Below are 12,240 nucleotides of genomic sequence, written 5' to 3' on the forward strand. Positions count from 1 at the left end.
CATCAGGAGGGGCATTGCTCTTCCACCTGCTGAGCAAACTCTATGAGCGCACCAGCGTCATCATCACCACCAATCTCAGCTTTGCCGAGTGGGCCAGCGTGTTTGGAGACGCCAAGATGACAACCGCGCTGCTCGATCGGCTCACCCATCACTGCCATATCCTCGAAACCGGAAACGACAGCTTCCGGTTCAGGAACAGTTCGGCCCAGGCCACAAAAACCAAAAAGGAGAAAGCACCGACTTGACCATCTGACCAAACCCAAATCATATCCATGAGGCGGGTCAATTCTCGGTGAAAATACCGGGTCAGATCTCAACGGCAATCAACAATCTGCCGGTTGAACCGCTCGCGCCGCTGCTGGATCGTGAACATGATCAGAAGCCGAATGCCGATACCGATCAGCGCAAACAGCGCCAGCCCGATCACCGTGGTCAGCAGCCCCTGCCAGGAGCTCAGATCGATATTGCGCAGCATGATCAGCCTTTCAAAGCGGCCAGCACGCCATACCCTGCAGCGCGCCCCGACGCGAGGCAAGCCGAAAGCAGATACCCCCCGGTCGGCGCTTCCCAATCGAGCATTTCGCCCGCAACGAACACCCCGGGCATGTGCTCAAGCATCAAATGCTGATCGACGCCGCTCCAGCCGACGCCACCGGCCACCGATATTGCTTCCGCAATCGGCCGGGGCCGCACCAAAGGCACCACGAGCGTCTTGATGGCCCGGGCCAGCGCCGAATAATCCCCGCGTAGATTTTCTGGCGTAAACTCCCTCACAAGGCCCGCCTTGACGCCATCCAGCCCTGCGCCCTTGCGCATCCTGTTGGCAAAGCTGGCCTTGGACGGCTGCCGCGCCAGATCGCGCTCCAGCCTCTCGGCGGTTCGGTCGGGGACAAGGTCAAGCACGAGCTGCGCCGCGCCCTGCTCCAGCGCATCGCGCAGCGCCGCCGAATGGGCATAGACCAGGCTCCCCTCGACGCCTGTCCGCGAGATGACGAATTCGCCCTGGCTCGTACCAGCATCAGACGTCGCCGCCACGGCCTTGACCGGCGCCCCAGCGAACCGCTCGACGAAATGTTCGCTCCAATCGACATCGAACCCGCAATTGGCGGGCCTGAACCTTTTGACAGCGACGCCTTTTTCCTCGAGCCACGGCACCCATGCCGCATCGGACCCCAGTTTTGGCCAACTCGCCCCGCCCAACGCCAGCACCAAGATATCGCAAGTCTTGCTGATCGGTCCCTCAGGCGTCTCGAACACGAACGCATCACCATCGAACCCTGCCCACCGGTGCCGGGTCCTCATCGTTACGCCCTGCCCTTCAAGCCGCTTGAGCCAGCTCCGGAGCAAGGGCGAGGCTTTCATCGCCACCGGAAACACCCGCCCCGACGAGCCCACGAACGTCTCGGCGCCCAACCCCTCGGCCCAGTCGCGCACCGCCTGATTGTCGAAATCCGAAAGGACAGGCTCGAGCCGCTCCCTCGCCGCCCCGAAGCGGGAAAAGAAATCCCCCACCGGTTCGGCGTGCGTTAAATTGAGCCCGGACTTGCCGGCCATCAGGAACTTCCGCCCCACGGTCGGCATCCCCTCATAAACGGTCACGGGATATCCCGCCCCCGAGATCACCTCGGCGGCCATAAGCCCGGCGGGGCCGCCCCCAATCACTGCAATGGTCTTGTCCATGACGAGCCCAGAACACTCTTTCCCCTCTGCTGTCAAACCGATAGGCTCGGCGTTCACCTTGAGTCATCTCAATCCAAAGAAGAATCCATCATGTCCGACTCACGCTCCAACGCGCCCGTGAACGAAGAAAAGCTCGATAAGCTCGCCCAGGTCGCCGTGCACACCGGCCTCGGCCTCAGGGCCGGCCAGGACCTCATCATGACGGCCCCGCTCGCCGCGCTGCCTTTGGTCCGCAAGATCACCGAGCACGCCTACAAGGCCGGCGCCGGTCTCGTCACGACGATTTACTCGGATGAGGAATCGACCCTCGCCCGGTACAAATATGCCAATGACGAAGCCTTCGACCACGCTGCTGACTGGCTCTACGAAGGCATGGCCAATGCCTTCGGCAACAACACGGCCCGCCTTGCCATCGCAGGCGACAACCCGATGATGCTGGCCGAAGAGGACCCCGAAAAGGTTTCTCGCGCTCAGCGCGCCAATTCCAAGGCCTACAAGCCTGCCATCAAGAAGATCACCGGCTTTGAGACCAACTGGAACATCGTCGCTTACCCCAGTGTCAAATGGGCCAAGCTGGTCTTCCCCGATCTTGGCGACGATGAAGCCGTGGCGAAATTGGCAGACGCCATCTTCGCCGCTTCGCGCTCGGACAATGCCGATCCCGTCGCTGCCTGGGAAGCGCACAACGCCGACATCCACGCCCGGCGCGATTGGCTGAACGCCCAGAACTTCCGCGACCTGCACTTTACCGGCCCCGGCACCGATTTGGTCGTCGGTCTCGCCGATGATCACAAATGGGCAGGCGGTGCGTCGCTGGCGAAAAACGGTATCACCTGCAACCCCAACGTTCCGACCGAAGAAGTCTTCACCACCCCCCATGCCCGCCGCGTCGACGGTCACGTCCGCGCCACCAAGCCGCTGGCTTATAACGGCTCGGTCATCGAAGGCATCGAGATGGTGTTCAAGGACGGCGTCGCCGTAGAGGTCCGCGCGTCCAAGGGCGAAGAGAACTGGAACAAGGTTCTCGATACCGACGAAGGCGGGCGCCGGCTCGGCGAAGTGGCCCTGGTGCCGCATTCCTCGCCCATCAGCCAGTCCGGCATCTTGTTCTACAACACGTTGTTTGACGAAAATGCCGCCTGCCATATCGCGATGGGCCAGTGCTACACTGAGTGCTTCGTCGGCGGCGACAAGCTCAGCGAAGATGAAGTCGCCGAAAAGGGCGGCAATTCGAGCCTCATCCATATCGACTGGATGATCGGATCCGCGGACATGGACATCGACGGCATCACCCCGGACGGCGAGCGCGTCCCGGTCTTCCGCAAGGGCGAATGGGCGTTCTGATAAATAAAAAAGGCCGGGATCGTCTCCCGGCCTTTGACTTTTCTAGCTCCAGTATTCCTGAAGCCAGGGGTTCGACATCCCCCAGACGATCAACACCGTCGCGACGCCGGCCAGGACGGTCGTAGCGATCGCCTTTGGCACAAGGTTAGCCTTGATCGGCGCGCCAGGATCGGTCCCGTCAGTGACCTCCCCGGCCTCGTGTTGACCGCGAATACCCCATGGCAGCACGGCGAACAGCACCGTCCACCAGACGACGAAATAGATGGCGACATAGGTGAACGGCTGGATTTCCATGCTTTAGACCCTGTGTACGAACACTTTCACGATGGGCTTGCGACCCCAGGCGGCATTGAGCTCGGAGCGCACCGCACGGCGGATCGCCTCGGCAAAACGCCCGGTATCGGAGCGCCGCTTTTCCGGAAAGCTCTTGATGACGCTGCGCACTGCCGACCGGGCAACCGCGCTCAACGGTTCGTCATCGTCGACCAATTCTGGCAGCCCGTCCAGATCCAACTCAGGACCCGAGACAATCTGTCCCTTGGCGTTGACCACGAGCGATACGATCGCCACGCCGCCAAATGCCAACCGGCGACGGTCGCGGACATTGGACTCTTCGGGTGTGCAGAGCAGATTGCCGTCGAGATACAAAATACCCGTCCGCACCTCGCCCTTGCGATGTTGGGGCTGAGGATAGAGCTGCACCATATCGCCATTGCGGATCGAGTAGACGGTCTTGATGCCCTTCTCACGGCCAAACTTGGCCTGAGCTTCCAGATGCATCGCTTCGCCATGCACGGGGATCAGCAGGTCTGGCTTGAGCCAGTCATAGAGTTGGGCCAATTCATGCCGCCGCGGATGGCCCGAGACGTGGATCATCTCGTCGCGTCCGGTGACGATCTCGACACCCTTGTCCACAAGCTTGTTCTGAATATCAAGCACGGCCTTTTCATTTCCCGGAATGGCCCAGGACGAAAAGATCGCCATGTCGCCCGGCGAAAAGTCGATAACCGGGTGCGAGCCATCGGCGATCCGAGCCATCGCGGCCCGCGCTTCGCCCTGGCTGCCGGTGCAGATCAGCACGACCTTGTCACGGGGCAGATAGCCATAAGCGTCCTGATCGAGAAACTCGGGCACCCCTTCCATAAGGCCAAGCTCACGCGCAATCCCGGCGATGCGATGCACGGCACGCCCGGCGGCGACCACCTGACGGTCCGCCTTTGCAGCGGCGCGTGCAATCGAGATCATGCGGCCTAGATTGGAGGCAAAAATCGTGACGGCAACGCGGTTCTTAGCGGTTGCGATCAGGCGCTCGAGATTGACACCGACTTCGGTCTCGGACGGGCTGTCGCCTTCCTTCATCGCGTTGGTGGAATCGCAGATCAGCGCGAGTGGCTTGCCGTCGCTGCCGATTTCCTTGAAGCGCTTGATGTTGGTCGGAGGCGTACCAACGGGCGACGGATCGATCTTCCAGTCCCCAGTGTGAACGACCCGCCCAGCCGGCGATTCGATTAGCAGGGCGTTAGACTCGGGGATCGAATGGGATACTTCGATCGCCTCGACCTTGAAGTGGCCGACATGGAACGGCACGCCGGGCTCATAGATCTGAACCTCTACGTCGTCGATGATGTTGTTGGACGCACGCTTTGCCTTGAGCATCGCTGCGCCGAACCGGCCCGCGAAGACCGGCTTATCGAAGGCGGGCCAGATGTCGAGGATGGCACCATAGTGATCTTCGTGCGCATGGGTGAGCACCAGCCCAACGACGTTGTCGATCTGATCTTCGAGGAAGTATGGGTCCGGCATGACAAGCTCGATGCCTGGCAATTCCGGACCACCGAAACTGACGCCGCAATCGACGACCAGCCACTGGCGATTGCTTTCGGGGCCATAGCCATACAGCCCCATGTTCATCCCGATTTCGCCAACGCCCCCGAGAGGAACGAAGACCATTTCCTCGCCCTCAGCCTGTCTTTTTGCCATAGGTCATACCCGCCCCGCACGACGGGAGCGTCCCTGTTGCCGGCCGCGCTGCACGATCAGCGCAGGGTGGCCGTTGTTCCAAAATGGACGTCGCCCGCGGTGATCGCGATGCGCTGCCCCTCATCGTCACGGACTATCAGATGGCCCGCATCATCAATACTTTCGAAAATGCCGCGCAAGACGCCCTGGCTGCGCTGCACCACGACTTCAGATCCGATGCCGGCAGCGTTATCGCGCCAGCGCTCGATGATCCGAGCTGTCCCCTGCCCATTGTCCCAAACGTCGTACCATCGCACCCAGCTTTCGGCCAGTGTTTCAAACACCATTGCGGCATCAATAGCGGGGTTGAAGCTCGAAAGCGCGACGGCCGGATACGGCAGTCCCTGTGGCGCCGCGACGACATTGACGCCAATGCCGATGACCACGGCCGTATGACCGTACTGGCGCGGTATCGCTTCGAGCAATATCCCCGCGAGCTTGGCCCCATCGGCCAAAAGATCGTTGGGCCATTTGAGCGCGATCCGCGCTGCGGAGCGCCCTATTCTGCCATCCGCCCCATCGACTCCGGATCGCATACTGACGTCGGGCAGCAGACGGCTCAGCGCGTCATTGAGCGCAACGCCAGCGACGAAGCCCAGACTCGCGAGTGCAGCGGAAGGCACATTCGGTTGAATCAACAGTGACGCAGCCAGATTGCCATATGGGCTTTCCCAAGCCCTCCCACGACGCCCGCGACCTGTGGTTTGCTGCAGAGCTGCAAACCACAGCTTGTCAGCCTCACCGGCTCGCGCCGCAGTGATCGCCTCGGCGTTGGTCGAGCCAATGCTGTCGAAGCCGATGACACGGTAGCCGGCTTCTCGCGCAACGAGAGGGAGTGGAAACGCGACCACTAAAACAGGCTGTTCGCAGCGACCTGAGCCCACGCCGTCAGCGGTCCACCGATGGTGAAATAGTAGGACAGGACCAAAAACCCGGTCACGGCCATTACCACGTTGAGTTCCACAGCCGGCGCGGCATAGGACGCTTCGGGCTCATCGAAATACATCACCTTGATGATGCGCAGATAGTAGAACGCACTCACAGCGCTCGCCAGCATGCCGATGACGGCAAGGACGAACAACTGCGCTTCGATGGCCGCCAGAAAGACCTGCCATTTGGCGAAAAAGCCGGCAAGCGGCGGAAGACCGACGAGCGAGAACATGAACAGTGCGAGGATTGCTGCAACGAACGGACGACTGCGAGCAAGTCCCGCTAGGTCGTCGATGGTCTCGACATAGCCATCTTCGTTCTTGAGCGCGAGGATACAGGCGAAGGTACCGATCGTCATGGTGAGATAAATCGCCATGTAGATCGATACGCCTTGAACACCCACGAGGCTTCCGGCCGAAAGGCCAACGAGAGCGAAGCCCACATGGCCGATCGAGGAATACGCGAGCAGGCGCTTGAGGTTGTTTTGACCAATGGCGGCGAAGGATGCCAGCACCATCGAGGCGATGGAGATGAAGATAACGACCTGCTGCCAGTCACGAGCGATGGGCTCGAACGCGTCGAACACGACGCGGATAAGCAGAGCCATTGCGGCAACCTTGGGCGCTGAGGCAAAGAAGGCGGTGACCGGGGTCGGCGCGCCTTCGTAAACGTCAGGCGTCCACATGTGGAACGGCACTGCGGAAATCTTGAACGCAATGCCTGCGAGCAGGAACACGAGGCCAAAGATCACGCCTGGATTGCGCTCGCCGAGTGCGACCGCCTGAGCGATTTCGGTCAGCTGGGTGTGCCCGGTAAAGCCATAGAGCAGCGACGCGCCGTAAAGCAGCATGCCCGAGGACAACGCACCGAGGACGAAATATTTCAGGCCAGCTTCGGTTGCCTTGCCGCTGTCGCGCTTGAACGCAGCGACGACGTAGAGCGCAAGCGACTGCAACTCGAGGCCGACATAGAGGCTCATGAGGTCGTTGGCCGAAATCATCATCATCATGCCGACGGTGGCAAGGACAACAAGCACGGGATATTCGAACTTGTTGAGGCCATTCTCGGATGCACTCGACACTGTGAGTACAAGCGCGAACGCCGAGCCGGTGAGCACCAACACTTTCATGAAGCGCGCAAAGGCGTCGTTGATGAAACCGCCGGAAAAGATCACGCCGTCGCTCGACTGGAAGACGATGAGCACGGCCACGGCGACGAACAGGCCGATGGCGATACCGGTGATGGCTGTGGAGATTTCCTTGCTGGCGAAAACGCCGATCATCAGAAGCGCCAGCGCGCCGACGGCGAGCAGCATTTCGGGATAGGCAGGCGCCAGGGAGGCGAAACCGGCAAACTCTTGGACCATTGTCACCTCCTATTGCGCCAGACCGACGGACATCTGGTATTGGTCAACCAGTGCCTCGACAGAAACGGCCATCGCATCCATCAGGGGTGCGGGGTAGAAACCGAACAGAATGGTGAGGATGATCAAGGGAACGATCGTCACCATCTCCCGGGTATTGAGATCGAGAATGCCTTTGAGGCTTTCCTTTTCCAGCGCGCCCCAGATGACTTTGCGGTAGAGCCAAAGGGCATAGCAGGACGAGAGGATCACGCCGGTTGTCGCAACGACGGCGAACCAGGTGTTGATCTGGAAAATAGCCAGGAGCGTCAGGAATTCACCAACGAATCCTGATGTACCCGGCAGGCCGACATTGGCCATGGTGAACACCATGAACGCGAAGGCATATTTCGGCATGCGCTCAACGAGACCGCCATAGGCGTCGATGTCTCGCGTGTGCATGCGGTCGTAGATAACACCGACCGAGAGGAACAGCGCGCCGGACACGATGCCATGGCTGATCATCTGGAAGATAGCGCCCTGCACACCGTAGACGTTTCCGGCGAAGATACCCATCGTCACGAAACCCATATGGGCCACCGACGAGTAGGCAATGAGCTTCTTGATGTCGGTCTGCACCAGCGCAACCAACGACGTGATGACGATCGCGGCGACCGAGAGGAAGAACACGAAGTTCTGAAAATAGAGCGACGCGTCCGGGAACATCGGCAGCGAGAACCGCAGGAAGCCATAACCACCGAGCTTGAGCAGAATGGCGGCTAGGATGACCGAACCGGCGGTCGGCGCTTCAACGTGGGCTTCTGGAAGCCAGCGGTGAAACGGCCACATCGGCATTTTGACGGCAAAGGAGGCAAAGAACGCCAACCAGAGCCAGAACTGTGCCTCTTCGGAGAACTCGAACTGCAGCAGACGCGCGATATCGAGTGTACCGGCCTGCCAGTACATCGCCATGATGGCGAGCAGCATCAGAACGGATCCGATGAAGGTATAGAAGAAGAATTTATAGCTCGCCTGGATGCGCCGCTTGCCGCCCCAAATACCGATGATCAGGAACATCGGCAGCAAGGTGCCTTCAAAGAATACATAGAACATGGCCAGATCGAGGGTCGCGAAGACGCCGATCATCAGCATCTCGAGTACCAGGAACAGCACCATGTATTCGCGGATGCGGAAGGTGATCGAGTCCCAGCTCGCCAAAATGCACATCGGCATCAGGAGGCCTGTGAGCACGATGAATAGCACCGAGATGCCGTCGACCCCCATGCGGTATCCGATGACGTCGCCGATCCAGACATGGTTCTGCACGAACTGGAAGTTCGGCGTCGTGGGGTCGAACATGCCCCACATGACCAGCGTGAAGATGAACGTAACCACTGTGGTCGCGAGCGCAATCCATTTGATGTTGCGCTCGGCAACCTCGTCCCGGCCCGGGGTCAACAGAATGAAGAAGGCCCCGACCAGCGGCAGAAACGTAACGATGGTCAGGATGTTGTTTGTCAGGATCATCCCAGAAGTCCCCCTGAGGCGATGGCCCAGGTGATAAGTGCCGCAACGCCGATCAACATGGCGAAGGCATAGTGATAGAGATAGCCCGATTGCAGCCGAGTGACGTAGCCCGTCACCTGCCGCACACGGCGTCCAAGACCTTCGACCAGCGTCTGGTCGATCAGCCAGTCATCAAAGCCCTTCCAGAGAGCGGTCCCGACCCAGCGCGCAGGCCGCACGAAGATGCGGTCGTAGAGCTCGTCGAAATACCACTTGTTCAAGAGGAACTGATAGAGACCGCGATGCTCTTCGGCCAATTGCTTGGGCGCCGACGGATTGCGAATGTACATGTACCAGGCGGCGATGAAGCCGAGGATCATGGCGATCGTCGCCGACCATTTGACCAGCGTCGGGACGTGGTGCGCCTCATCGATGATTGCGGCATCTACCACGATCGAACCGTGGAAGAAGTGCTCGACATGTTCGGCATGGCCGAAGAAGACGTCATAGAACACCACACCGGCCAAGACCGCGCCCGCGGCCAGCACATAAAGCGGGATCATCATCACGTTCGGGCTCTCATGAGCATGATCGAAGGTGTGATGGTCAGCACGGGTCGGGCCGTGGAAGGTGAGGTGGATAAGCCGCCAGGAATAGAAGCTCGTGAACAGCGCGGCAGTCACCAGCATCCAGAAGGAAAAGGAGCCCGCCGTTCCGCCAAAGGCATACGCTGCCTCAACGATGGCGTCCTTGGAAAAGAAGCCCGCAAAGCCGAATGAAGTACCGGGAATACCAACCCCGGTCAGGGCAAGCGTGCCGATTAGCATCATGGCGTAGGTCAGCGGCACCTTTTTGCGGATTCCGCCCATATTGCGCATGTCCTGCTCATGGTGCATCGCATGGATGACCGACCCGGCCCCAAGGAACAACAGTGCCTTGAAGAACGCGTGGGTGAACAGGTGGAAGACACCTGCAGAATAAGCCCCTACCCCGAGCGCCACGAACATGTAGCCGAGCTGGGACATCGTGGAATAGGCGATGACGCGCTTAATGTCGTTCTGCACCAGACCGATCGTTGCCGCGCAGAAGGCCGTGATGGCGCCGATATAGATGATGAACAGCGTCGCCGCTTCGCTCAATTCGAACATCGGCGACAGGCGCGCAACCATGAAGACGCCCGCCGTGACCATTGTTGCAGCATGGATGAGCGCGGAGACCGGTGTCGGGCCCTCCATGGCGTCAGGCAGCCATGTGTGAAGCAGGAACTGCGCCGACTTGCCCATGGCACCCATGAACAGCAGCAGGCAGATGACTGTCATCGCATGCGCTTCCCACCACAGGAAGGAAATCGTTGCATCTGCAAAGCCTGGAAGCGCAGCGAACGTCGCGTCGAAATCGAGCGTGCCGAGCAGGAAGAACGCCCCGAAAATGCCGAGCGCGAAGCCGAAGTCACCGACACGGTTGACAACGAACGCCTTCATGGCAGCGGCGCGGGCGGATTCCTTTTTGTACCAGAAGCCGATCAGCAGATAGGACGCGAGCCCCACGCCCTCCCAGCCGAAGAACATCTGAACGAAGTTATCGGCGGTCACCAGCATCAGCATGGCGAAGGTGAAGAGCGAGAGATAGGCGAAGAAGCGCGCGCGATGCGGATCTTCGTGCATGTAGCCGATCGAATAGAGATGAACGAGCGAGGAGACCGTGTTGACCACGACCAGCATGATCGCCGTCAGCGTATCGACGCGCAGCACCCAATCGAGCTGGAGATCACCGGAGTGGATCCACTCCATGACGGTGACCTTGTAAGCTTCGCCATCGCCCAGAAAGAACGGGATAAAGACGATCCAGGAGAGGACCGCCGCAGCAATCAGCATCGACGTCGTCAGGATTTCCGCGGGCTTGTGACCGATGACGCGGCCAAAAAGGCCGGCCACCAGCGCGCCGATCAGCGGCAGGAAGACAATTGCCTGGATCATGGCTGCCCTAGCCCTTCATCATGTTGACGTCGTCGACCGCAATCGACCCACGATTGCGGAAGAAGACCACGAGGATCGCCAATCCGATTGCCGCTTCGGCGGCGGCAACGGTCAGGATCAACAGCGCAAAGACCTGGCCGACCAAATCGCCAAGATGCGCGGAGAACGCCACAAGGTTGATGTTGACCGCGAGCAGGATGAGCTCGATCGACATCAGGATGACGATGATGTTCTTGCGATTGAGAAAAATCCCGAACACACCGATGGTGAACAGAATGGCTGCTACGGTCAGGAAGTGACCGAGCCCGATTACCGGTGTCATCATAATCCCCCTTACAGCCCTTTTCCGCTCTTGACCTTGACGATCTCGAGCCCTGTTTCCTTGGTCCGCCCGACCTGTGCAGCAATGTCCTGACGCTTGACGTTCGGCTTGTGACGCAGGGTGAGCACAATCGCGCCGATCATGGCCACCAGCAGCACCAGGCCGCACGCCTGGAACAGATAGATGTAATTTGTGTAGAGCACCTGCCCGAGTGCGCGCGTGTTGTCGATGCCGTCATTGATCGGCAGTGCACCTGAACCGGCAACCTCTGGAACGAGCCACGCCGAGCCGGCTACCAGCAGAAGTTCAAGCAAGAGGATGATGCCGACCACGATACCGATCGGCGCGTATTGCAGCATGCCCTGACGCAGTTCGCGGAAATCGACGTCGAGCATCATGACGACGAAGAGGAACAGCACGGCGACAGCGCCGACATAGACTACGATCAGGATCATCGCCAGAAATTCGGCGCCGGCCAGCATGAAGATACCGGCTGCGTTGACGAAGGCCAAAATCAGGAACAGCACCGAATGGACCGGATTTCGCGATGAAATCACCATGATCGCCGAGGCGATCACGATCCCTGAGAACAGGTAGAAGAAAAACAGCGGCAAGGTCACCTGTCGCTCCTAACGGTACGGTGCATCAAGGGCGATATTGGCAGCGAGTTCACGCTCCCAGCGATCGCCATTGGCCAAGAGACGTTCCTTGGAGAAGTAGAGCTCCTCACGCGTCTCGGTTGCGAATTCGAAATTGGGGCCCTCGACAATAGCATCGACCGGGCAGGCTTCCTGACAGAAGCCGCAATAGATGCATTTGACCATGTCGATGTCGTAGCGAACCGTGCGACGGGTGCCGTCGTTTTGGCGCGGACCGGCTTCGATCGTGATCGCCTGAGCGGGGCATATCGCCTCGCAGAGCTTGCAGGCAATGCAGCGCTCTTCGCCATTGGGATAGCGGCGCAGCGCGTGCTCACCACGAAAGCGTGGGGACACAGGGCCCTTTTCGAACGGATAGTTGATCGTCGGCTTGGGCGCGAAGAAATAGCGCATCGCCAGAAAGAAGGTCGATACGAATTCGCGGAGCAGAAGCGCGTCGAGAAACCGCAAGGCTTTCATGGG

At 59.8% G+C, this 12,240-nt stretch carries 13 protein-coding genes; 2 read left to right on the forward strand and 11 right to left on the reverse strand.

The genetic code is table 11. The features are described from left to right. On the forward strand, window positions 1-245 hold a 245-nt coding region (locus tag BLR31_RS11215; RefSeq protein WP_176762621.1), incomplete at its 5' end, for an ATP-binding protein. 68 nt (window positions 246-313) lie between these two features. On the opposite strand, the gene BLR31_RS21690 is transcribed toward BLR31_RS11215, so the two are convergent. Both BLR31_RS21690 and BLR31_RS11220 read right to left on the reverse strand, forming a co-directional pair. Then, a complete protein-coding gene (locus BLR31_RS21690; RefSeq protein ID WP_176762620.1) occupies window positions 314-475 on the reverse strand; it encodes a hypothetical protein in 162 nt (53 codons plus the stop codon). Between the two features lie 2 nt (window positions 476-477). Further along, window positions 478-1,680, reverse strand: a complete 1,203-nt coding sequence (locus tag BLR31_RS11220; protein ID WP_090596263.1) for a TIGR03862 family flavoprotein — start codon at window positions 1,678-1,680, stop codon at window positions 478-480. Between the two features lie 90 nt (window positions 1,681-1,770). On the opposite strand from BLR31_RS11220, the gene BLR31_RS11225 reads away from it, so the two are divergent. Continuing rightward, a complete protein-coding gene (locus BLR31_RS11225; protein ID WP_090596267.1) occupies window positions 1,771-3,024 on the forward strand; it encodes an aminopeptidase in 1,254 nt (417 codons plus the stop codon). Window positions 3,025-3,066: 42 nt separating this feature from the next. Here BLR31_RS11225 and BLR31_RS11230 read toward each other — a convergent pair whose 3' ends face one another. Genes BLR31_RS11230 through nuoI form a run of 9 tightly spaced genes read right to left on the reverse strand, consistent with a single transcriptional unit; the run spans window position 3,067 to window position 12,237 of the window. Next, on the reverse strand, window positions 3,067-3,318 hold the full coding sequence (locus BLR31_RS11230; protein ID WP_342027591.1) for a DUF1467 family protein: 252 nt from the start codon (window positions 3,316-3,318) through the stop codon (window positions 3,067-3,069). Window positions 3,319-3,321: 3 nt separating this feature from the next. Then, on the reverse strand, window positions 3,322-5,004 hold the full coding sequence (locus BLR31_RS11235; RefSeq protein WP_090596270.1) for a ribonuclease J: 1,683 nt from the start codon (window positions 5,002-5,004) through the stop codon (window positions 3,322-3,324). A gap of 56 nt (window positions 5,005-5,060) precedes the next feature. Beyond that, window positions 5,061-5,894 (reverse strand): biotin--[acetyl-CoA-carboxylase] ligase, encoded by an 834-nt coding sequence (locus tag BLR31_RS11240; protein WP_090596272.1) that lies wholly within the window; start codon window positions 5,892-5,894, stop codon window positions 5,061-5,063. Next, window positions 5,894-7,339, reverse strand: coding sequence for an NADH-quinone oxidoreductase subunit NuoN (gene nuoN / locus BLR31_RS11245; RefSeq protein ID WP_090596276.1), 1,446 nt, complete (start codon window positions 7,337-7,339; stop codon window positions 5,894-5,896). Before nuoN ends, BLR31_RS11240 begins: the two co-directional genes overlap by 1 nt. 9 nt (window positions 7,340-7,348) lie before the next feature. After that, a complete protein-coding gene (locus BLR31_RS11250) occupies window positions 7,349-8,842 on the reverse strand; it encodes an NADH-quinone oxidoreductase subunit M (protein ID WP_176762622.1) in 1,494 nt (497 codons plus the stop codon). Next, complete coding sequence (gene nuoL / locus BLR31_RS11255) at window positions 8,839-10,797, reverse strand: NADH-quinone oxidoreductase subunit L (protein ID WP_090596279.1); 1,959 nt, start codon at window positions 10,795-10,797, stop codon at window positions 8,839-8,841. The genes BLR31_RS11250 and nuoL overlap by 4 nt, the downstream gene beginning before the upstream one ends. 7 nt (window positions 10,798-10,804) lie before the next feature. Further along, window positions 10,805-11,119: an NADH-quinone oxidoreductase subunit NuoK gene (gene nuoK / locus BLR31_RS11260; RefSeq protein WP_090596282.1), complete on the reverse strand. Its 315-nt coding sequence runs from the start codon at window positions 11,117-11,119 to the stop codon at window positions 10,805-10,807. A gap of 11 nt (window positions 11,120-11,130) precedes the next feature. Continuing rightward, window positions 11,131-11,739, reverse strand: coding sequence for an NADH-quinone oxidoreductase subunit J (locus tag BLR31_RS11265; protein ID WP_090596285.1), 609 nt, complete (start codon window positions 11,737-11,739; stop codon window positions 11,131-11,133). A gap of 9 nt (window positions 11,740-11,748) precedes the next feature. Further along, window positions 11,749-12,237: an NADH-quinone oxidoreductase subunit NuoI gene (gene nuoI, locus BLR31_RS11270; protein WP_090596288.1), complete on the reverse strand. Its 489-nt coding sequence runs from the start codon at window positions 12,235-12,237 to the stop codon at window positions 11,749-11,751. Between the last annotated feature and the right edge of the window lie 3 nt (window positions 12,238-12,240).

The organism is Pelagibacterium luteolum (genome assembly GCF_900100665.1).
Taxonomy (GTDB): domain Bacteria; phylum Pseudomonadota; class Alphaproteobacteria; order Rhizobiales; family Devosiaceae; genus Pelagibacterium; species Pelagibacterium luteolum.